Origin of the sequence: Hymenobacter sp. (genome assembly GCF_036388155.1) — a bacterium.
Classification (GTDB): Bacteria; Bacteroidota; Bacteroidia; order Cytophagales; family Hymenobacteraceae; genus Hymenobacter.
In genome coordinates this window covers 61,128-81,479 of record NZ_DASVSI010000060.1, presented here as the reverse complement: position 1 = coordinate 81,479, position 20,352 = coordinate 61,128, and the positions used below count along the sequence as shown (strand labels likewise).

General features: G+C 59.5%; 21 protein-coding genes. 16 read left to right on the top strand and 5 right to left on the bottom strand.

Translation table 11 applies throughout. The features are described from left to right. Positions 1–56: 56 nt before the first annotated feature. The 10 genes from VF629_RS08585 (at position 57) to VF629_RS08540 (ending at position 11,128) form a co-directional block, all read left to right on the top strand. On the top strand, positions 57–803 hold the full coding sequence (locus tag VF629_RS08585; protein ID WP_331058057.1) for a class I SAM-dependent methyltransferase: 747 nt from the start codon (positions 57–59) through the stop codon (positions 801–803). Positions 804–951: 148 nt separating this feature from the next. Continuing rightward, positions 952–1,545, top strand: coding sequence for a GNAT family N-acetyltransferase (locus VF629_RS08580; RefSeq protein ID WP_331058056.1), 594 nt, complete (start codon positions 952–954; stop codon positions 1,543–1,545). Continuing rightward, a complete protein-coding gene (locus tag VF629_RS08575) occupies positions 1,517–3,490 on the top strand; it encodes an NAD-dependent epimerase/dehydratase family protein (protein ID WP_331058055.1) in 1,974 nt (657 codons plus the stop codon). The genes VF629_RS08580 and VF629_RS08575 overlap by 29 nt, the downstream gene beginning before the upstream one ends. Before the next feature lie 114 nt (positions 3,491–3,604). Beyond that, the gene (locus tag VF629_RS08570; RefSeq protein WP_331058054.1) at positions 3,605–4,300 is read left to right on the top strand and encodes an HAD family hydrolase; all 696 of its coding nucleotides are present in this window, start codon (positions 3,605–3,607) and stop codon (positions 4,298–4,300) included. A gap of 89 nt (positions 4,301–4,389) precedes the next feature. Then, a complete protein-coding gene (locus tag VF629_RS08565) occupies positions 4,390–4,839 on the top strand; it encodes a WapI family immunity protein (protein ID WP_331058053.1) in 450 nt (149 codons plus the stop codon). Between the two features lie 92 nt (positions 4,840–4,931). Then, positions 4,932–5,354, top strand: a complete 423-nt coding sequence (locus tag VF629_RS08560; RefSeq protein ID WP_331058052.1) for a hypothetical protein — start codon at positions 4,932–4,934, stop codon at positions 5,352–5,354. Positions 5,355–5,648: 294 nt separating this feature from the next. Next, a complete protein-coding gene (gene pseI, locus VF629_RS08555; RefSeq protein ID WP_331058051.1) occupies positions 5,649–6,692 on the top strand; it encodes a pseudaminic acid synthase in 1,044 nt (347 codons plus the stop codon). Positions 6,693–6,768: 76 nt separating this feature from the next. Next, positions 6,769–8,127 carry a hypothetical protein gene (locus tag VF629_RS08550; RefSeq protein WP_331058050.1) on the top strand — a complete coding sequence of 453 codons (1,359 nt, stop codon included), beginning with the start codon at positions 6,769–6,771 and terminating at the stop codon, positions 8,125–8,127. A 21-nt stretch (positions 8,128–8,148) separates the two neighbouring features. Next, positions 8,149–9,558 carry a DUF7033 domain-containing protein gene (locus VF629_RS08545; RefSeq protein WP_331058049.1) on the top strand — a complete coding sequence of 470 codons (1,410 nt, stop codon included), beginning with the start codon at positions 8,149–8,151 and terminating at the stop codon, positions 9,556–9,558. Positions 9,559–9,640: 82 nt separating this feature from the next. Continuing rightward, positions 9,641–11,128: a lipopolysaccharide biosynthesis protein gene (locus VF629_RS08540; RefSeq protein WP_331058048.1), complete on the top strand. Its 1,488-nt coding sequence runs from the start codon at positions 9,641–9,643 to the stop codon at positions 11,126–11,128. A gap of 62 nt (positions 11,129–11,190) precedes the next feature. On the opposite strand, the gene VF629_RS08535 is transcribed toward VF629_RS08540, so the two are convergent. Continuing rightward, positions 11,191–12,027 carry a DUF937 domain-containing protein gene (locus VF629_RS08535; RefSeq protein ID WP_331058047.1) on the bottom strand — a complete coding sequence of 279 codons (837 nt, stop codon included), beginning with the start codon at positions 12,025–12,027 and terminating at the stop codon, positions 11,191–11,193. Positions 12,028–12,283: 256 nt separating this feature from the next. Next, positions 12,284–12,622 carry a tetratricopeptide repeat protein gene (locus VF629_RS08530; RefSeq protein ID WP_331058046.1) on the bottom strand — a complete coding sequence of 113 codons (339 nt, stop codon included), beginning with the start codon at positions 12,620–12,622 and terminating at the stop codon, positions 12,284–12,286. 154 nt (positions 12,623–12,776) lie between these two features. On the opposite strand from VF629_RS08530, the gene VF629_RS08525 reads away from it, so the two are divergent. From VF629_RS08525 to VF629_RS08510, 4 genes are all read left to right on the top strand, one after another. Beyond that, on the top strand, positions 12,777–13,517 hold the full coding sequence (locus tag VF629_RS08525) for an electron transfer flavoprotein subunit beta/FixA family protein (RefSeq protein ID WP_331058045.1): 741 nt from the start codon (positions 12,777–12,779) through the stop codon (positions 13,515–13,517). 112 nt (positions 13,518–13,629) lie between these two features. Continuing rightward, positions 13,630–14,607, top strand: a complete 978-nt coding sequence (locus tag VF629_RS08520; protein WP_331058044.1) for an electron transfer flavoprotein subunit alpha/FixB family protein — start codon at positions 13,630–13,632, stop codon at positions 14,605–14,607. Positions 14,608–14,825: 218 nt separating this feature from the next. Then, complete coding sequence (locus VF629_RS08515; RefSeq protein ID WP_331058043.1) at positions 14,826–15,458, top strand: bifunctional nuclease family protein; 633 nt, start codon at positions 14,826–14,828, stop codon at positions 15,456–15,458. A 107-nt stretch (positions 15,459–15,565) separates the two neighbouring features. Beyond that, positions 15,566–16,087, top strand: coding sequence for a YfiT family bacillithiol transferase (locus tag VF629_RS08510; RefSeq protein ID WP_331058042.1), 522 nt, complete (start codon positions 15,566–15,568; stop codon positions 16,085–16,087). 93 nt (positions 16,088–16,180) lie between these two features. On the opposite strand, the gene VF629_RS08505 is transcribed toward VF629_RS08510, so the two are convergent. Then, entirely contained in the window at positions 16,181–16,996 is an 816-nt protein-coding gene (locus VF629_RS08505) for an ABC transporter ATP-binding protein (RefSeq protein WP_331058041.1), read from the bottom strand. A gap of 93 nt (positions 16,997–17,089) precedes the next feature. After that, positions 17,090–17,821 carry an ABC transporter permease gene (locus tag VF629_RS08500; protein WP_331058040.1) on the bottom strand — a complete coding sequence of 244 codons (732 nt, stop codon included), beginning with the start codon at positions 17,819–17,821 and terminating at the stop codon, positions 17,090–17,092. 100 nt (positions 17,822–17,921) lie between these two features. Between VF629_RS08500 and VF629_RS08495 the strand changes: the two genes are divergently transcribed. Then, positions 17,922–18,647 (top strand): SDR family oxidoreductase, encoded by a 726-nt coding sequence (locus VF629_RS08495; RefSeq protein ID WP_331058039.1) that lies wholly within the window; start codon positions 17,922–17,924, stop codon positions 18,645–18,647. A gap of 147 nt (positions 18,648–18,794) precedes the next feature. On the opposite strand, the gene VF629_RS08490 is transcribed toward VF629_RS08495, so the two are convergent. Beyond that, the gene (locus VF629_RS08490) at positions 18,795–19,577 is read right to left on the bottom strand and encodes a GIN domain-containing protein (protein ID WP_331058038.1); all 783 of its coding nucleotides are present in this window, start codon (positions 19,575–19,577) and stop codon (positions 18,795–18,797) included. A gap of 43 nt (positions 19,578–19,620) precedes the next feature. Between VF629_RS08490 and VF629_RS08485 the strand changes: the two genes are divergently transcribed. Continuing rightward, positions 19,621–20,316 (top strand): SDR family oxidoreductase, encoded by a 696-nt coding sequence (locus VF629_RS08485; protein WP_331058037.1) that lies wholly within the window; start codon positions 19,621–19,623, stop codon positions 20,314–20,316. Positions 20,317–20,352 lie beyond the last annotated feature (36 nt).

Below are 20,352 nucleotides of genomic sequence, written 5' to 3'. Positions count from 1 at the left end.
ATAAAATTGACGACAGAATCCTAACAACTGACAACCAACCACTGACAACCATCCTCATGTCCTCCCCCATTTCCGTGCTCAGCGGCGCCTCGGCGCCCGAGCAGGCCCGCCGCGAAAACTTCGCCCAAACCCTGCGCGAGTCTCCCATTCCCAACACCGAGCTGCTCAACAACTTGGGTTTGTACCTCAACCGACAGACGTTTTCGCGCCTGCTCTTCTTCACCGAACTCTACCAGCAAATCATCCCGGTGCACGGCGTGGCCATGGAGTTTGGCGTGCGCTGGGGCCAAAACCTGGCCTTGATGCACGCGCTGCGCGGCATCTACGAGCCGTTTAACTACAACCGCAAAATCATTGGTTTCGACACCTTCGGCGGCTTCCCGTCGGTAGATGCCAAGGACGGCGACCGGGTGAAAGCCGGCGACTACGGCGTGACGCCCGAGTACCAGGAATACCTCACCCAAATCCTGGCCCTGCACGAGGCCGACAGCCCCATTCCGCACAAGCGCAAGTTTGAGCTGGTAGCTGGCGACGCCTCCGAAACGGTACCCCGCTATCTGCGCGACCACCCCGAAACCGTCATCGCTTTTGCCTACTTCGACTTCGACATTTACGCCCCCACCAAGGCCTGCCTCGAAGCCATCCGCCCGCGCCTGACCAAAGGCGCTGTGGTGGCCTTCGACGAACTCAATTGCCCCGAGTTTCCGGGCGAAACGCTGGCCTTTGACGAGGTTTTCGGCGTGGCCAACTACGCCCTCCGTCGCAGCCCGCTCAATCCGCTGATTTCGTACTTGGTGGTGTAAAAGGTACGGCTTTGGCGAACCGTCATGCAGAGCGCAGCGAAGCATCTCGCCCGCCGCAAGTAATCCACTCGTCAGGGTTAGTGGTGGCACGCGAGATGCTTCGCGGCGCTCAGCATGACGTTCTTTTTCTTTTTTGACCTCTTTCAAGTTGAAAACTTACCGTCCCCTGCCGCCTGCCGATTACCGCTGGCACGACTACCAACTCATCCCCATTCGCTACGAAGACCGGGAGCCTATTCGGGCCTGGCGTAACGCGCAGCTAGAGGTGCTGCGCCAAGCCGAGCCGCTGACCGAAGCCGCGCAAGATGCTTATTTTCAGCGGGTAGTGCTGCCTCTTTTTGAGCAGGAAAAGCCGGGGCAATTGTTGTTTTCGCTGCTTTACCAGAATGAGTTGATAGCCTACGGCGGCCTAGTCCACATTTCCTGGCCGGACGGCCGCGCCGAAGTATCCTTTTTGGTTGACCCCAGCCGCGCGGCCAACGCCCCCACTTACCGGCAAGATTTTCTGGCCCACCTGCGGCTGTTAGGTCAGGTGGCTTTCGATGGCTTGAAATTCAACCGCTTGTTCACCGAAACCTACGACATTCGCCCGGCCCACGTCGCCATTTTGGAGGAGGCCGGATTTCAACTGGAAGGCCGCTTGCGGCAGCACGTGCGCTTGGCTCCGGATACCTTTGCCGACTCACTGATGCACGGCCAACTGGCCGCCGACTATGCCACAGCCTTTGGAACTGCCCTTTAAACGAATCTTCATCAGCGGCGGGGCCGGTGTGATTGGCCAGGAAATGGTGCGCCGCCTAGCCGGTTTGGATGCCGACCTTCAGGTGTTAGTTGGGGACGTGAAGCCGCGACCGGCCGACTTTCCGGCCCGTTTCCAGTACCGCCAAGGTGACCTCAATCAGCTGACCGAACAGGAAATCGGGGCCTTCGCGCCCGACGTGTTTATTCACCTGGCGGCCACCTTCGAGCGGTCCACGGAAACGTACGGGTTTTGGGAGGAAAACTTCCAGCACAACGTGCGCCTCAGTCACCACCTGATGACGGTGCAGAAGGACCTGCCGTCGTTGCGGCGCGTGGTGTTCGCCTCCAGCTACCTCATCTACGACCCCGAGCTTTACAACTTTGCCGAGGTGCCGGCCCAGCCCCGCAGCCTGCGCGAAGACGACCCCATCCTCCCCCGCAACCTGACGGGCATGGCCAAACTGGCCCACGAAATCGAGCTGCGCTTCCTGCAAACTTTCCGGGCCGAACAGTTCAGCACCGCCATTCCGCGCATCTATCGGGGCTACGGCCGCAACGGGCGCGACATCACCTCGCGCTGGGTGCGCATGCTGCTGGCCGGCGAGGAAATCACAGTGTACGGCGCCGAGTCCTACTTCGACTACCTCTACGCCGCCGATACGGCCGAGGGCTTGCTGCGCCTCGCCGCGGCCGAAACCGTGACGGGCATCATCAATCTGGGCACTGGCCGCGCCCGCCGCGTGTCCGACGTGGTGGAGGTGCTTCGGCAAAACTTCCCTGGCATGCAAGCCAAGTACGTGGCTTCAAACATCCCCTTCGAAGCTTCGCAGGCGGACATGACCCGGTGGGCTAGCCAGATTGATTGGCTGCCCACCACCACGCTGGAAGTCGCCATTCCCGAGATTATTGCCTTTGAGCGAGCCCGCGCCGGCAGCGCCTCTCCGGTCGAAGCCAAGGCACCGGGCCACGTGCTCATCAGCAGCCTGGCAGCCAAGGTGCCGCTGGCCGAAGCCGTAAAACAAGCGGCTCAGCGCGTGCATCCCAGCATTAAAGTCATTGGGGGCGACCTCAACCCCACGGCCATAGGCTTTCATTTTACCCACGAAAGCTGGGCCATGCCCCCCACCACCGACGACCACCTGCCGGGCATCATCGGCCACTGCCGCGAGTTGGGCATCGCGCACATCATCCCCACCCGCGACGGCGAGCTGGCTTTCTGGAGCCGGCACCGCACGGCCCTGGCGGCAGCGGGCATCACCGTGCTGGTGAGCTCGCCCGAAGCCGTAAACCGCTGCCTCGACAAGCTGGAATTTGCGCGCTTTTGCCAAGGGGCGGGGCTGCCGGTCATCCCCACCAGTCTAAGCATCGACGCGCTGGCCACCGATGAGCGCCCGTTGCCCACCAACGCGGCTTTTGTGGTGAAGGAGCGCCACGGTGCCGGCTCGCTTAGCCTGGGCCTCAACCTGCCCTATGCCGCCGCCGTGGCCCACGCCTTCGCGTTGCAAGAACCCATTTTTCAACCCTTCATTGCCGGCCAGGAAATCAGCGTGGATGCCTACGTCGACCGGGCTGGCATAGCACGGGGCGTGATGGCACGCACCCGCGACCTGGTGATTCGCGGCGAGTCGCAAGTGACCACCACCCTGCCGGATGCGGCCCTGGCGGCGCGTTTGGTGCCCATCATCGAGAAGCTGGGCCTGTACGGCCCCCTAGTGCTGCAAGCCATCCTGTCGCCCGATGGCGGCCTGCACCTCATCGAATGCAACTGCCGCTTTGGGGGCGCCTCCACGCTGGGCATTGCGGCAGGCGTCGATTCGTTTTTCTGGTTTTTGCAGGAAGCCGGCGGCGCCGATTTGCGGCAATTTCCCTTCCAACCCGCAACCGTACCCTTGCGCCAAGTGCGCGCCGCCTCCGATGTCGTCAGTGCTGTAAAAAACAGCCAGTGAACAGGGTAGAGACGCAATATTTTGCGTCTCCTTGGGCGCGCCGTTTGGGTGTTGTTCAAGCATCATCGTTCACACATTAAACGCAAAGACTTGCGTCTCTACACCGTTCTCCCAATGCCCATCCTGGTTTTTGACTTGGACGACACGCTCTACCCCGAGCTCAGCTATGTGCACAGCGGCTTTCGGGCAGTGGCGGCCTTTCTGAGTCCGCTGCTGGGGGTGCCCGCCGAAACGCTGGCGGCCGGCATGATAGCCGAAGAAGCCACGCAAGGCCGCGGCCAAGTGTTTGATAACGTGTTGCGCCAACACGCCCGCTGGAGCAAGACACTCGTGGCAGCTTGCCTGCGCACCTACCGCCAACACCGGCCCGAGCTGGCCTTGTACCCCGACGCCGAGCGCTGCCTGACTCGGTTTGCCGCGTGGCCGCTCTACATCGTGACTGACGGCCACAAGGAAGTGCAGGCCCGCAAAGTGGCGGCGCTGCACCTGGCGGGCCGCGTGCGCCACGCCTACCTCACCAACCGCTACGGCCGCCACCGCGCCAAGCCCGCCCCGCACGTGTTCGACCTCATTTGCCGGCGCGAGGGCGTGCTCCCCAGCCAGATTACCTACGTGGGCGACAACGTACGCAAGGACTTCGTGGGCATCAAGCCGCTTGGTTTTCAAACCGTCCGCATCCTGCGAGGCAACTATGCCCACCTGGAGGCCGATGCTGCGCACGAGGCACATTGTCGCGTTCACTCACTTGATGAGGTGACGGAAGAGTTGCTGGGCTTGCTATCCAAGCAGACGCAGAACCCGACTACATAAAGTTTATGGTTGAGGTGTAAGTTTAAATCACCATTAACGTGAACGGTCAGATGCCGCTTTAACTTTAGGGCCCAGCTTTTAGCCCCTTCATGCATTCATTTACCTTGGCGGGCTCCACGGGCTCGCTGACCGTGGAGACGGTGGAAGTCTACGGCTTTCCGCACCAGACCAGTCCCTTCGGCGGCTACGATACCCGTAGCCGGCTGCGTTTGCGCAGCCACGGCTTTGCGGTCGACGCGGTGGTATGGCTCTCCACGGGCGAAGTGCACGCGTTCTACCAGCAACTGCGCACGGCCCACGCCCAGCTGAGCGGCCTGGCCCGCTTCGCCTCCAGCGAAGAAAACCTATGCTTCACCCTCGCTTACGAGGCCAACGGGCACGTTCGCCTAACCGGGGAGTACTGGGAGTTTAAAGAAGAATCCAACCGGCTCCAGTTCGAAATTGCCAGCGACCAGAGCTACCTGCACCGCACCCTGGCCGAACTGGCCCAGTGGGTAGAGCACTACGGCGACGACGCCGGCCAGCGGAACCGGGCCTAAGCTGACAGTGAAATCCGCTACGCCTACTATTCCCTCGTTTATCGTCGGACCGTTTTCGTGGACACCTACGCTCTACGCTTGATACCAACCGTATGCTCGACTTAAACGCCCCGATACTGCCGGGCCATTCGGCCGCGGGCATCCGCCTGGGACAGCTCGTGGCGGAAGTGCTGCTCCAGGCTCCCGCCCCCGTGGTTGAAACGTTGCCTACGCTCACCGTGTACCGGTTTGGCGCCGTGTCGGTGTGGGCCCGCGATGGAATAGTGGACCAAATCGGCGTGTTTGCCGGCTATACTGGCACCTTGCCTTCGGGTGTGTGCTTGGGCATGCCCTTGGTCGAAGTGCAGCGACGCATGGGGACAGTCGTGCAAGAATGGGACGATGCGCTAATGGTCGAAGGCAGTGACGGGTGGTGCTTCGAAACGAGTTCGTGGGACAATGGATGGGAGGTGGAACAAAACCTGGAGGCCCGATTGGTCGAAATATTTGTGAACGTTTCGAAGCAAGGCGAATGAGCGCGGGTTCGTCGTTACCCTGGTTTTGCTACACAAACTGACCAATCCTCAGCAACAGCGGCCAAATATCTTCAACTCTCTAAAGCGAGTTTAAGAATCCCGTTCACCATTCATAGTTCAGGAAACCGCGTTATTGAATGAATTTCGTAATCCGGAAATGGAATACTTAACCTCTTTCAGCGGGTATGGCCGGCTTTGGATAAAAGGCAGCCCCCTCCAACCGCAGTTCGGTGGGTAAGGCACCTTGCCTGCGCGAGGCCCTACCTTTGCGGGCCTGATTGGCTTTACCTGAATATGACTGAAATCAACATTGGAGGCCGTCCGGTTGGCCCCGCGCACAAGCCGTTTATCATCGCCGAAATGTCGGGCAACCACAACCAGAGCCTGGAACGGGCCCTGGCCTTGGTGGATGCCGCCGCCGCCGCCGGGGTGGACGCCCTCAAGCTGCAAACCTATACCGCCGATACCATCACCATGGACACCGGCTTTGCCATCGACGAGGAAGGCCAGTCCTTGTGGGAAGGCAAAAACCTGTACCAGCTGTACCAGGAGGCGCACACGCCCTGGGAATGGCACGCCGAGCTGTTTGCGCGCGCCCGGCAGCACGGCATGCTGGCTTTCAGCTCGCCATTTGACGAGACGGCCGTGGACTTCCTGGAAACCCTGGACGTGCCCGCTTACAAAATTGCTTCCTTTGAAAACGCCCACTGGCCGCTGCTGCGCAAGGTAGCTGCCACCGGCAAGCCCGTGATTGTGAGCACCGGCGCCGCCACGCTGGCCGAAATAGACGACGCCGTGCGGGTGCTGGGCGAAGCCGGCTGCCGCGAGCTGGTGCTGCTCAAGTGCACCAGCACCTACCCCGCCTCGCCGGCCAACACCAACCTGCGCACCATTCCAGTGCTGGCCGAAACGTTCGGCTGCCCCGTTGGCCTGAGCGACCACACCATGGGCGTGGGCGCCAGCGTGGCAGCCATTGCCCTGGGCGCCTGCGTCATCGAAAAACACTTCACCCTGAGCCGGGCCGAAGGCGGCGTGGATTCCGCCTTTTCCCTCGAGCCCCACGAGTTCAAAAGCTTGGTGGAAGAAACCGAGCGCGCCCACCAGGCCTTGGGCACCGTCCAACTCTGCATCCAAACGGGCGAGGAAAAAAGCCGCCTCTACAAGCGGAGCATCTACGTGGCCCGGCCCATTGCCGCGGGCGAGGAATTCACGACCGACAACTTGAAAATCATCCGCCCCGGCGACGGCCTGTGGCCCCGGCATTGGGACGTAGTGCTGGGCCGCAAGGCCACCAAAGACCTAAAACCCGGCACGCCACTGACCTGGGAGGCGCTTTAGGGTATGAGGGTATGAGGGTATGAGGGTATGAGGGTATGAGGGGCATACTTTGGTCAAAATATCAGGTTTCGCAAGCATGGCTACAACGGTTCCAATCACACCAGAATCTGCAACGACTCCTGCCCTCCTACCCTCACCCCCTCACACCCTAATCTCCCGCCTGCGCGACATTCTGCAGTTGCGCTTCACCACGATATTCGCCGCGCTGCCGCCGGCCGCGCTGGCCGATATTTCGCCCGCCAACCCGCTGAAACGACTGGCGCGGGTGTTGGGCTACGCGGGCCTGCGGTTGGTAGGCAACGTGTTTCAACCCATCAAGAATCACGATGAGCTGCGAGGAAAAGTGTGGTTGTACGTGGTGAGCGCCAACAACTACGACGCGCTGGAATTCATCAAAAAGGCCCGCCCCGATGCCGTGTTGGTGGCCGGGCAAGCCAAGAACATAGGCCGGTACAACACCGCCGTCAATCGGCTTTCGCTGCGGCGCAAGCTGCTGTACTATTGGCAGTTCCCCGTGGCGTTTGTGGGCCTGCTGCGCACCGAGGGCAAGCGGGCGTGGCGGTTTTTCGATTTCATCTTCTACGCCATCGGTTATTACGAGGTATACCGGCGGGCGCTGCGCCACTACCGGCCGCGCGCCGTGGTGTTTTCCAACGACCACAACGACGACACCCGCTCGCTGCTGCTGGCCTGCCGCGCCGAGGGCGTGCCCACCGCCTACGTGCAGCACGCCAGCGTAAGCGCCAATTTCCCTCCCCTGGGCTTCGAACTCAGCTTGCTGGAAGGACAAGACGCCTTGGACAAATACCGCCTTTGCGGGCCCGTAGCCGGGCAGGTGGCGCTGGTGGGCATGCCCAAAGCCGATGCCTACCTCAGCCAAAAGAATACGACCCAAGCAGTGCGCCGCGTGGGCATAGCCTGCAACATTCACGACCCCATGCCGGCACTCGTCGCGACGCTGGTGCACCTGCTCGGGGAATTGCCCGACCTCACGTTTACCCTGCGCCCGCACCCGAGCGACGGCCGCGACTTCGGCCCGCTGCAGCGCCAGTTGCCGGCCTTGCAGTGGTCGAATGCTCGCGAAGAAAACGTGTTCAAATTCCTCCAGAACCAAGATGCCTTGGTGGCGGCCGACACCTCCACCCACCTCGAAGCCACCCTGCTGAACGTGGCCAGCATCTACTTCCGCTTCAGCACCAACCCGCTTACCGACGATTACTACGGGTACGCCGCCCGCGGCATGGTGGAACGGGCCGATACCCCCGACGAGTTAGCCAGCATCCTCCGCCGGTACGCCCTGCAAAAGCCGCAGGACCTTTACCTGCGGGCCGCCTACTACAATGCCACGCTGGGCACTCCCGACGAAGGCCGCAGCCAGGCCCGTACCCTGGCGCTGCTCAACGAGTGGCTTACTGAGACGTCAGCAAGCGCCTAGGGCAAGCGTACTTTTGCCCCAATGCCACCTGCGCTCACCGCCTCCGTACCCGCCGCGCCTGTGGCGACGCCTGTTTCCCAGGAAACGCGGCTGGCGTACGTGCTGCACCATTTTCGCCTAGTGTACGAGGCAGTGCCAGAAGTAGGCATCGGCTTTGCAGGAGCTCAAACCGCCATTGAAGTGCTCGACGGAGCGGCCGATTTTTTTGGCCAGGCTACTCCTTACCCAGCAGCGCCCAACTGGCGCAGTTGGTTGGACCAGCGTGTGCCCTTTTTCTTTGATGCTGCACCGCACGCCCCACTGTTGACCTTCACACAGGGTCACGTTATTATTAACTCAGACGTAATTTCCGCGGCCTTTTACCTGCTCAGCGGCTGGCAGGAGTATTTTTCAATCGAGCGTGACCGGCACGGGCGGTTTCCTTATGCGGCCAGTGTGCAGCAGCAGTACAGCTTCGTCACGGTGCCGGTAGTCAACTATTATTTCGACGTGCTGAAGACGGCCTTAGAACACGTCACTGGTCAGAAACTGCACGTCCGAAGCTGGGGCGAAGGCGCGCCGTTTGCTGCCTTTATCACCCACGACATCGACAACCTGCGCAGTGCCTGGAAGGCGCCCGCCAAAGCAGCCCTGCAGCAGGGACAGCTAGCGAAGTTTGGTCGTTTGTGGTGGCAACACCTGGCCAAGCCCGACGCCTGGGACAATCTGGAAGCCGTGGCTGCTGTTGTAGCAGAATATGGAGCAAAGTCCACCTTCTTCATTTTGCCAGCCAGTCAACCAGGAGCCGATGGCACCCCCAACGCTGATTATCAGCTTGACGCAGTTTTATGGGAAAGATTACATAATATAAGTGAAAAATACAAATCAGAAATAGGGTTGCACGGCAGCATTGGTACGGCAGTGAGTGGAACCCAATTTGCCTGTGAAGCAGAAGATTTCTTAATGGCTCGCTCTATTTTTCCTTTTGGCAACCGTTTCCATTATCTGCGCTGGGAACCTCGCTTAACGCCACAGGTACTGAGCATGGGAACAGATGAGGATTACACGGCCCCAAAATATGATTCTACATTAGGTTTTGCTGAGCATTTTGGCTTCCGCAACTCCTATTGCCATCCGTTCTATCCTTTCAATTTTGTCACAGGTGAAACGCACACTTTCTTGGAGATACCTCTCAATGTAATGGATGCAACCTTGCACCACCCCAACTATTTGCAGTTACGGGCCGAGCAAATTTTGCCTGCGTTGCAGCCTATGTTTTCCGAGGTTGAGCGATTCGGCGGTGTGGCTACATTGCTCTGGCATAACGACCATTTCGACCCATTCAATACCGTTACCGGCCCAAAGCAGTTTCGGCAGCTAATGAGTCATCTGCAACAACAAAAAGCCGTATTTCTTACTGGATGGGAAATATGGCGGCAGTTCCTATGCTGAGCTGCTACCTTGGATTTAGGCTCTTTTCCAGGGCAACGTTGCATTCGTAAACTTTTTATTTACTCATCCACTCATTTATCGTTTGGGCATCGTTCAACGCCAGGGCATTCGCAATACCCTGATTTCTTACGTCGGCCTCGGCATTGGCTTCGTCAACAGCATTTTGATTTTACCGCGGTTATTGTCGGCGGGTCAGATTGGTTTGACGGGGTTGCTCGTGTCGTTTGCTACCATTGGGGCGCAGCTTAGCGCTTTTGGGTTTGCCAGCGCGGGGCTGCGGTACTTCCCTTACTTCCGCAACCAAGGGCGCAATCATGCGGGGTTCCTGCCGCTGCTGCTGGGGCTGCCAATGGTCGGTTTCGGAGTCGTGGCGGTACTGATGAGTGTGGGGCAGCCTTTGGTGTTGGGTTGGTACGACGCCCCCGATGCGGCTCTCTTGGCCCGGCACTACGGCGTAGCCATCGGCCTAGCGAGCGCCATCATGTTTGGGGGCTTGCTCGATTCGTACTTAAAGTCCCTGTTCTACACCTCTTTTTCCTCTTTTTGCCAGGAAATCCTGCTGCGGCTGATGATAGTGGGGGCGGCCCTAGCCTATAGCACCCATCACCTCAGCTTCGCGGGCTTTGTATTGGCGTATGCGGGCGCCTACGCGGTGGTGGCCGTACTGCTGGTGAGCTACTTGGCCGCCATTGGCGAGCTACACCTGCGGCCCACACGGGCGGCGTTGCGTGTGAAGCCCCTGCGCGAAATGCTGGGCTTTGGAGGCTTCACGCTGCTCACCAACATTTCTGGCACGGTGCTCCTGCAAATCGACAACATCATGGTCGGGGCCAAAATAAGCCTGGCGGCAGCGGGCATCTACCTCATTGCCACCAACATCAGCACGGCCCTCACCCTCCCCTTTCGCGCCCTCAACAAAACCGCTTTTTCGCTGATTGCCGAGTACTGGAAAGAGCAGAACATGGCCAAAATGGAGGATTTCTACCGCCGCGTAACTCGCGTCAACACCCTGCTGGGCTGCTACCTGGCGTTGGGCATTGGGTTGAATCTGGACTTTATTTTCAGCCTGATTCACCGGCCGGAGTACGCGGCAGGTACCACGGCGGTGCTCCTATTGCTGGCCGGCCGGCTGTTCGACGGCATCACGGGGGTCAACGGCACCATTGTGCTTACCTCGCCGCGCTACCGGTTCGACTTGATATTTAACATTTCGCTGGCCAGCATCGTGGTGCTTCTCAACTGGGTTCTTATCCCTCGCTTTGAGTTGGCTGGTGCGGCGCTGGCTTACTGCGTGGCCTTGGTCAGCATCAACACGATTCGCACCTGGTTTGTGTGGCACAGCTACGGCATTCAGCCCTTCGACGGTCGCATTATGCGCATTTTGGTGGTGGCCGCGGTGGCCGGTGTTGCGGCCTGGGCTCCGCCCGCCACCGGCAGCATTTGGCTCACCATGCTCATGCGCGGCAGCATCCTCACGGTGGTCTACGGGGCCGGCGTGTTGCTCACCCGCGCTTCGCCCGAAGCAGAGGCGCTGTTGGCCAGCCTCCGTCGACGGCTGAAAACCAACTAAACGTTATTTTTAGCGAGCTAATCCGCACTGATTTGCTCACCTGCATCCGTTGGCCAAATCGGCTATTCTGCGTGCTCAGTCAAGCGAAATGAGACTGGCACAACGACCGGAGCGATGTCAACCGTGCCCATTTGCTCCACCATCTGGGTGTCGGCAAGGGGTTGCACCTCCTCGGTTTTCCCAGCAAAATTGAGCTTGCCTACACCGATGTAAAAGGCGGCGAGTAGGGCAAAGCTCACCACCGCCAGCCGCACGCGGTACAGGCGCGGCGCGGCCACTACGGCCGCAAACGTCAGTTGCATCGCCATTTCAGAAGCCCATGGGTTGCTGCCGCGGCTTACCGTCTCACGCGCAGTGCGCTGGGCAAGTGGTTCGGCGGCCAGCCCGCGAAGTTCTTGGGGCACTAGCGCCCGTACTTGCCGTTTGAGGCCCGCGAGCTCCGCGGAGAAATCGCCAACGCTCATGCTGCGGCTGGCGGCCCATTGCCCCAGCAGGGCAGTGAGCACCGCCCCCACCAACCCCAGCAACTGAGTTGCCGACTCGGTTCGGATGCGGGCGGACCCGGCCAGGTGCACGGAGATGTCGCTTCCCGCTTGCCCAAACAGAGTGCTCACCACATTTTCACCGTGCTTCAGGTCGTGCGCGCTGCCAAACATGCCAAGCATCCCGGTCAGCGTCCCGAAGGCGCTGTTCGCTGCCCGGAAATCATCGGCGCTTAGCTCGAACAGCCACGCCGCTTCGCGGGAAGCCGCTTTGCTGATGAGGCCCGACAGCACCACCGCCACGGCGTCTTGCAAGGCCTTGCGGGTGCCGGCTTCGCTTTCGCCCAAGCGAGCAGCCAGATGAACGGCCAGTCCTTTAGTGAAAGCAGCGGTGATGGAGGGTAGCAGATGAGTCATGGCGGCAGGATGGAAACTTGGAGCCAGACTGACACCCATCAGCTTAGCTTCACCAAAGGTGATACATTCAAAAAGGTCATTATTTCATTCACGATGAACGCCCGATTTTGCCAGTTAAACAAGCCTACCAACTGCCTGAACGCTTTTGAATGCCTGACCAGCTCTAATCAGGGGCGATTTCAAGTTGGTGCGCTCCACCTCTTCTGCCGTCAATCAAGCAGAGCGCTAAAAACCAGACGCTAAGCGCTGGATGCTCTTAATCGTCTTCGTAGTCCAGCCCCAGGCAGCTGTTCAGCGCTTGCAGCAACTCGCTGGCGGCGTGCTGCTGGCCGGCTTTGCGAGCGATAACCAACCCCGCCCGATAAACCTTTTCGGCTTCGTCCTTCTTGTTAAATTGCTCGAGCAGCTTGCCTGCGTGGTAGTAGGTGCCCACGTAGTCAGGGTGTTCGCTCAAAAGTTTTTGGTAAAATTCCCAGGCACGCTCCGGCTCATGGGCGCGGTATTCAGTGGCCAAGGCATATATAGTGAAGGCATCGGTCGGGTCGTCTTCGTAGAATGCGAGCAACTGTTGCAAACGGGTCGGCGGAGTGTTCATCAGGGCGCTAGTTTTGTTTACCTTTGAGGCAAAATTGCGGTTTTTCTGCCGCACCTCCACGATTACTTGGTGCAACCGGAAACCGGAAAGCACCTAGAGGTTGTTATGCATGCAGCCTTTTTTCTTTGATTTCGACCACCCTAACCCTGTTTAGATGAAGTTTCTGGTTTGCATTTCCAACGTGCCCGACACAACCACCAAAATTGCCTTTACGCCCGATAACAAGGAGTTCAACAAGGCGGGGGTGCAGTTCGTGATTAACCCTTGGGACGAATACGCCCTGACCCGCGCCATCGAGTTGAAAGAGGCCGCCGGCAGTGGCACCGTTACCGTGCTCAACGTGGGCGAAGCCGACACCGAGCCCAACATCCGCAAGGCCCTCGCCATTGGCGCTGACGACGCCATCCGGGTGAACGCCGCGCCGACGGACGCTTTTTTTGTGGCCGAGCAGATTGCGGCGGTGGCCAAGGAAGGTGCTTACGACGTCATCTTGATGGGCAAGGAGAGCATCGACTACAACGGTTTCCAAGTGCATGGCATGGTGGGCGAAATGCTCGGCATCCCGACGGTGGCCCCGGCCATGAAGCTCGACATGAGCGGCAACGCCGCCACGCTGGAGCGCGAAATTGAAGGCGGCAAAGAGATTGTGACGGTGAACACACCGTTCGTGGCCTCGTGCCAGCAGCCGATGTGCGAGCCCCGCATCCCGAACATGCGCGGCATCATGACGGCCCGCACCAAGCCCCTGAAAGTGGTGGCGCCTGTGGGCGAGCCCGCCCGCACCACCGTAGCCGAGTACGCGTTGCCCCCCAAGAAGCAGGGCGTGAAGCTCATCCCCGCCGAAACCGCCGGCGACCTGATTAAACTGCTGCGCAACGAAGCCAAGGTTATTTAGCTGAATTATGAATTAAAAAACTATGAATTATGAATTGGCAGAACGGTCGGTTCATAACTCATAAGACCTCAATTCATAATTGCTAACTCATAATTTATAATTCTCTCAGGAAATGTCAGTATTAGTTGTAGTTGAATGCGCCGACGGCGAAGTAAAGAAGTCGTCGTTGGAAGTTGCGTCCTATGGCGCGCAGGTAGCCGCCCAAACCGGCACCACCGCCACGGCCATTGCTGTGGGCGAAGCCACGGAAGCCAGTTTGGCCAAGCTGGGTGAGCAAGGTATCACCAAGGTGCTGTACGACGCCGAGCCCCGCTTGAAAGATTTCGTTAACAACGCCTATACCAAGCTCATCGCCACGGCGGCCGAGCAAGAGCAAGCCAAAATCATCGTGCTGGCCAATTCCAACATTGGCGCAGCGGTGGGCTCGCGGTTGTCGGTGCGGCTGAAGGCGAGCTTGGCGACCAACGTGGTGGCCCTGCCCCAGACGGATGGCGGCCAATTTGTGGTGAAGCGCGGCGCTTTCTCGGGCAAGGCGTTTTCGGACGTGGTGCTCAGCGGCGACCGCAAAATCATCGCCGTAAAAAAGAACTCGACCGAAGCCCAGCACGAGGCCGGCAAAACGGCCGAAGTGGCTAGCTTCTCGGCCCAATTGACGGACGCGGACTTTGCCGATGCTCCCACCCAAGTGGTGATGCAAGAGCAGGCCGGCGGCGTGTTGTTGCCCGAAGCAGAGCTGGTGGTATCCGGTGGCCGCGGCATGAAAGGCCCCGAGAACTGGAACCTCATCGAAGACCTGGCCAAAGCCCTTGGCGCGGCCACGGCATGCTCCAAGCCCGTGTCGGACGTGGACTGGCGCCCTCACCACGAGCACGTGGGCCAAACCGGCATCACGGTGTCGCCCAACCTGTACATCGCCTGCGGCATTTCGGGCGCCATCCAGCACTTGGCCGGCGTGAACAGCAGCAAGGTAATTGTGGTCATCAACAAAGACCCCGAGGCGCCTTTCTTCAAAGCAGCCGACTACGGAATTGTGGGCGACGTGTTCGACGTGCTGCCCAAACTAACCGCGGCGGTAAAGGAGCTTAACTAGTCAGCAAAGCAAGAAGTTGGGGACTTGAGCGGTAGGCTTTCGCAAGAAAGCCGAGGCTTGGGTCCCCAAGTCTTTTCTGGGCATTGCCAGAATCGGCGGCAGGAATTCACGGCAGATACGCGGACTTTTCTTTATTTGCACGTACATCCACCCAGAGCCCACGCCGAGCCTCATCCTTTCCTTCCTACGTCCCCCCAGACACCCAGCTCCCCATTACCTTGAAAAAAATCCAGCTTGAAATCCTGGGCCTTTCGTCCAGCCAGTCGCAGTCTGGCTCCTTTGCGCTGATTTTGGGCGAAAAGGGCGGCAACCGCCGCTTGCCCATCATCATCGGCATGTTTGAAGCGCAGAGCATTGCCATCCAAATCGAGAAAATCAGCCCCAACCGTCCGCTGACCCACGACCTGTTTAAGTCATTTGCCGAGCACGTGCACGTGGTGATTTTGGAAGTGGTGATTTCCGATTTGAAAGAAGGCGTTTTTTACTCGCGCATTGTGTGCTCCGACGGGGCCACCACCTTCGATATTGACGCCCGGCCGTCCGACGCCATTGCCATTGGCCTGCGCTTCGGCGTGCCCATTTTTACCGTAGAGAGCGTGCTCAGCGAAGCCGGCATCATTCTCTCCGACCTCGACGAGGCCGAAGGAGACGCCGAGGACGACGAGGAGGATGACGAAGACGAGGACACCGATTCCGACTCGCCCCGGCCCAGCCGGCAGCCGGAAACCCGCGACCCCAGCGGCCAGGTTTCGCTGGACGAGCTGACGAAAATGTTGGCCCAAGCCCTCGAGAAAGAAGACTACGAGAAAGCCGCTAAGATTCGCGACGAACTCAACAAACGCAACGGCTAACCGGCTAATGCCACCAACAAAAGAGAAGGGGTGAAAGCGCATAAGTCGCCTTCGCCCCTTCTCTTTTTTGTGACTTATTTCGCCGCGCATTTTACCCCGACTGTAACATGGACGAATCCCTGAGTTTCCCTATTGGCCGCATGAAATTGCCCGCGGGCTCCCTCACACCTGCCGAACGCACCGCGCTAATTCAGCAAATGGCTGACTTGCCGGCGCAGCTCGCGGCAGCGGCGCGGGCCGTGGGCGGCGAAGGCTTGCAACGCCCCTACCGCCCCGGGGGCTGGACGGGCCGGCAGGTCATTCACCACTTAGCCGACTCGCACATCAACTCCTACTGCCGCTACCGGCTGGCGCTGACGGAAGACAACCCTACGATAAAGCCCTACGAAGAGCACCTTTGGGCCGAACTGCCCGACGTGGCCGCGACGCCCATTACGGTGTCGCTCACGCTGCTGGAGGCGCTGCATACGCGCTGGGTTACGCTGCTGCACCACCTGAGCGAGGCGCAGTGGCAGCGCACCTTTTATCATCCCGGCATGCAGCGCGAGTTCACTCTGGACCAAGCTTTGGCCATGTACGCCTGGCACGGGCAGCACCACTTGGGCCACGTGAAATTGCTGCTGCCGTGAAAACGAGTACCCCGAAGTTTCACTTCGGCCTGCCAGAACATCCATCGTTCTCACGGGCCGAATTGGAAATTCGGGGTACTCGTTTTTGTGGTGCTAAATGCCGGCGCCGGCTTCGCCTTCTTCGGCAAAAGCAGCCATGCCACCTTCGGTTTCTTCGTCGACGCGCTTGGCGGCCCGCACGAGGCTGCTGCTGAAGATGAAGTCACGGAGCTCGGGGACAGTGGCGTTCAGGATTTCTTCCTTGGTGCCGTCCCAGAGCTTTTTGCCTTGGTGCAGGAAAATGATGTGCTCGCCAATTTCAATCACGGAGTTCATGTCGTGGGTCACGATGACGGTGGTGATGTCGTATTCGTGCGTAATTTCGTGGATGAGCTGGTCAATCTTGATGCTGGTGGCGGGGTCGAGACCGGAGTTGGGCTCGTCGCAAAACAGGTAGGTACACTGCGGGGCAATGGCGCGGGCAATGCCGACGCGCTTCTTCATGCCGCCTGAAATCTCGGCGGGCATCTTGTTGCCGGCGTTTTCCAGGCCCACGCGCTTGAGGCAAAACTCCACCCGTTCGCGGCGCTCTTCGGGGGTCATTTCAGGCGTCAGCATTTGCAGCGGAAATTCTACGTTCTGAGCTACCGTCATGGAGTCGAACAGGGCCGAGCCCTGAAACAGCATCCCGATTTTGCGGCGGATTTCCTGGCGGATGTCAATCTTGCTGTTGGTGTACACGGTGCCGTCGAAGGTGATGGAGCCGATGTCGGGCTTCATCAAGCCCACGATGCACTGCAGGAGCACGCTTTTGCCAGTGCCCGAGCCGCCGAGCAGCAGGTTGCACTTGCCGGTTTCGAACACGCACGAAATGCCTTTCAGAACGGGCGTGCCGTCGAACGATTTTTCGATGTTGGATACTTCAATCATTGGTTCAATGGGTGAATGAGCGAGTGGGTGAATGGGCGAATGAGGAAGGGTGATTTCTTCACCCATTCACGCACTCGCTCATTCACCCATTGATTACAGCAACAGGGCTGCCAGGGCAAAGTCGGCAATCAGAATGGCGATGATGGAATTGGTGACGGCGCCGGTGCTGGCCGCGCCCACTTCCAGGGCGCCGCCGGTGGTGTAGTAGCCTTTGAAGGCCGAAATACCCGACACCAAGAACGCAAACACCACGGCTTTGATGAGGGCGAAGACGATGTTGTAGGGGATGAAGTCCACTCGGATGCCTTCGATGTAGTCCTGAGAAGTCATGACGCCGGTGAGCGTGCCCGCTAAATAGCCGCCCAAAATGGACAAGGCCATGGCCAGAATAACCAGCAGCGGGAACATGAGCAGCGCCGCAATGATGCGCGGAAGCACCAAATACGAAGTGGAATTAATGCCCATTACTTCGAGCGCCGACACTTGCTCGGTGATGCGCATGGTGCCCAGGCCGCCGGCGATGCTGCTGCCCACCTTGCCCGCCAGCACGATGCTGGTGATGGTGGGCGCGAGCTCCAGAATGGTCATTTCGCGCACCATGTACCCGATGGTGGACTGCGGAATGAGCGGGTTGGTGAGGTTGTAGGCAATCTGCACGCAGGTTACGGCCCCAATGAAGGCCGACACGATGGAAACGATGAGCACCGAGTCGACGCCAATAAGAATGGCTTCGTCGATGGTGCGCGCCCACAGGACACTGAACCGCTCGGTGCGCGTGACCATGCCGCGCAGAAATAGAACGAACGTGCCAAATATTTTAAGCATGAGGAGTTGTTGAGGAATAAAAACCGAATTTTGGGTGGTTGGGTTGTCTTACACCAGTGCTTAGTCAACCCGTGACCTTACGTAAAATACCGCGCAGACAGTGCAAACGAACCAAAAATTAATTGTCGTGACCGGCGGCAGCAAAGGTATCGGCCGGGCCGTAGTGTCGCGCTTTCTGCGCGCCGGTTATCCCGTGGCCACTTGTGCCCGCTCGGCCAATGACCTCGCAACTCTCGCCGCCGAACTGGAAGACGAAATTCCTGGCGCAATACTTCACACCCAGTCCGCCGATTTGAGCCGCGCCGAGGACTGCGCCCGCTTCGCCGCCTTTGTGCTGGCCCTGGGCGTGCCGGTGGAAGTGTTGGTGAACAACGCCGGCGCTTTCGTGCCGGGCCGGCTACAGGACGAACCGGCCGACGGCTCGCAATTGCGCCAGATGCTGGCCGTGAACCTGCTGAGCGCCTACGACGTGACCCTGCCCCTGCTGCCCGGCCTCATTGCCCAAGGCAGCGGCCACATTTTCACCATTTGCTCCACGGCCAGCATCACCGCTTACCCCAACGGCGGCTCTTACGGCATTGCGAAGCACGCCCTATTAGGCTTTACCAAGAACCTGCGCGAAGAGCTGAAGCCCAGCGGCATACGCGTGACGGCGGTGCTGCCCGGCCCCACCCTCACGGCCAGCTGGGAGGGCATTGACCTGCCTCCCGAGCGGTTCGTGCAGGCCGAGGACGTGGCCGAAGCCGTGTTCGGCACCTACAGCTTGTCGCCGCACGCGGTGGTGGAGGAGTTGCTCATTCGGCCCCAGTTGGGCGACTTGGGCTAAGCAGCTATTTGCTTTAACGGAGCAACCGCCCGAGTACCCCGAAATTTCATTTCGGCCCGGTAGCACGATGGGTTAGATTCGTTCTATTGGGCCGAAATGAAATTTCGGGGTACTAGTTTTCGCATCCAAAAAGTTAAGAAACATGACTTACTCAGGTTTCTTAGCGCCCTTGCCCGTGACTTTGATGTCGGTGAAGCTGGGGTTGCCGCCGTAGTACAGGGTGCCGGTGCCGGCTACGGTGCCGCCCACCGCTTGGGAGGCGCGCACGTGGGCATTGCCGTAGCTGTCGCGCGTCATGTTGAAATAGCAGCGCCGCAAGGCCAGACTCTGGGCAAATAGGCGCCCGGCCCCGCCCAGCGTGAAGTTCATTTCCTCGGCTTCGCCCCGCACGTTCATGTCACCCAGTTCGTACTGGTCCAGAAAGAGCAGATTGGCTTTCACGTTGAGGTCGTAGTCGCCGGCCCCAATAATGTGAAAGAAAATGGTGTCCTGCACGAACTGCCCCACGGTGCTGCCATTGCCCTGCCCGCGCAGGAAAACGTTGGTGATGTGGGGCAGATGCAGCGTTACTTCACAGGGCGAGTCGTAGCTGCGCGCCCAGTTGCAGGTGCTGGTGTTGGCAATTTCGAGGGCATCGCCGTTGCGCCGAAACTCGATGTCGCTGATGAGGTTTTTGCCGGCCCGTACTTCGGCGTAGGTTTGGCTGTCTTGCACCAGGCGCAGGTCCACGTTGTCGAAGGCGGTCACGGTGACGAGCCCGGCGGCCACTTCCTGGCGCTGGGTCACGGTGGGGCCGGTGCTCTTCAGGCAGTCGGTGCCGTGGCCGGGCCCGCAGGTGCTCAGCCCCGTGGCCGCTACCACCGCCAGCCCTACTCGGCTCAAGCAGCGCAGCGCCCCAAACCACCCCAGGCCGCTAACTTGCGGCAACAAACTCGTATAGCCCATATTCCTCCTTACCATTTTCCAAAGATAAATGGACCTTATCGGTAAAGTTGCCATCGTGACGGGCGCCAGCAAAGGCATTGGCCGCGCCACCGTGGAAGCCCTGCTGGCCCGCGGGGCCGCCGTGGCGGGCTGGGGCCGCCGCGCCCCGGCCGGCCTGGTGCACGACCGTTTTCAGTTTTTTGAATGTGACGTGCGCGACGAGCATTCCGTGGTGGAAGCATTCACCAATACGGTGCGCGAAATGGGCCCCGAGATTCACGTGCTGGTGAACAACGCTGGCCTGGGCATTGCCGGGCCGGTCGATGGATTCAGCACCGACGACTGGAAGCTGATGTTCGACACCAACGTGCACGGCACTTTCTACTGCTCCCGCGCCGTTCTGCCGCAGATGAAGCGCCAGCAGTTGGGCCACATCGTCAACATTGCCAGCATTGCGGGCACCACCGGCATCGAAAACATGGCGGGCTACTGCGCCACCAAGTTTGCCGTGCGGGGCTTTTCGCAGTCCTTATTCAAAGAAGTGCGCAACGATGGCATCAAAGTGACGTGTTTGTACCCCGGCTCCACGCAAACCAATTTCTTTGACGACATCCCCGGCACCACCGCCAACGACTCGATGATGAAACCGGAAGACATTGCCAGCGCCATCGTTTATTCCTTAGAAACGCCGTTCAACTTTCACATCGTGGACGTGGAGATGCGGCCTTTGCAACCTCGTAAATAGTTGTTAGTTGCTCGGTGTCAGTTGTCAGGGCTGTTC

Bases quoted from the DNA above. Each gene is read 5' to 3' on its own strand.
- VF629_RS08585 (WP_331058057.1), top strand. From the start codon at position 57: ATGTCCTCCCCCATTTCCGTGCTCAGCGGCGCCTCGGCGCCCGAGCAG.
- VF629_RS08575 (WP_331058055.1), top strand. From the start codon at position 1,517: ATGCCACAGCCTTTGGAACTGCCCTTTAAACGAATCTTCATCAGCGGC.
- VF629_RS08570 (WP_331058054.1), top strand. From the start codon at position 3,605: ATGCCCATCCTGGTTTTTGACTTGGACGACACGCTCTACCCCGAGCTC.
- VF629_RS08565 (WP_331058053.1), top strand. From the start codon at position 4,390: ATGCATTCATTTACCTTGGCGGGCTCCACGGGCTCGCTGACCGTGGAG.
- VF629_RS08560 (WP_331058052.1), top strand. From the start codon at position 4,932: ATGCTCGACTTAAACGCCCCGATACTGCCGGGCCATTCGGCCGCGGGC.
- pseI (WP_331058051.1), top strand. From the start codon at position 5,649: ATGACTGAAATCAACATTGGAGGCCGTCCGGTTGGCCCCGCGCACAAG.
- VF629_RS08550 (WP_331058050.1), top strand. From the start codon at position 6,769: ATGGCTACAACGGTTCCAATCACACCAGAATCTGCAACGACTCCTGCC.
- VF629_RS08545 (WP_331058049.1), top strand. From the start codon at position 8,149: ATGCCACCTGCGCTCACCGCCTCCGTACCCGCCGCGCCTGTGGCGACG.
- VF629_RS08535 (WP_331058047.1), bottom strand. From the start codon at position 12,027: ATGACTCATCTGCTACCCTCCATCACCGCTGCTTTCACTAAAGGACTG.
- VF629_RS08530 (WP_331058046.1), bottom strand. From the start codon at position 12,622: ATGAACACTCCGCCGACCCGTTTGCAACAGTTGCTCGCATTCTACGAA.
- VF629_RS08525 (WP_331058045.1), top strand. From the start codon at position 12,777: ATGAAGTTTCTGGTTTGCATTTCCAACGTGCCCGACACAACCACCAAA.
- VF629_RS08520 (WP_331058044.1), top strand. From the start codon at position 13,630: ATGTCAGTATTAGTTGTAGTTGAATGCGCCGACGGCGAAGTAAAGAAG.
- VF629_RS08510 (WP_331058042.1), top strand. From the start codon at position 15,566: ATGGACGAATCCCTGAGTTTCCCTATTGGCCGCATGAAATTGCCCGCG.
- VF629_RS08505 (WP_331058041.1), bottom strand. From the start codon at position 16,996: ATGATTGAAGTATCCAACATCGAAAAATCGTTCGACGGCACGCCCGTT.
- VF629_RS08500 (WP_331058040.1), bottom strand. From the start codon at position 17,821: ATGCTTAAAATATTTGGCACGTTCGTTCTATTTCTGCGCGGCATGGTC.
- VF629_RS08485 (WP_331058037.1), top strand. From the start codon at position 19,621: ATGGACCTTATCGGTAAAGTTGCCATCGTGACGGGCGCCAGCAAAGGC.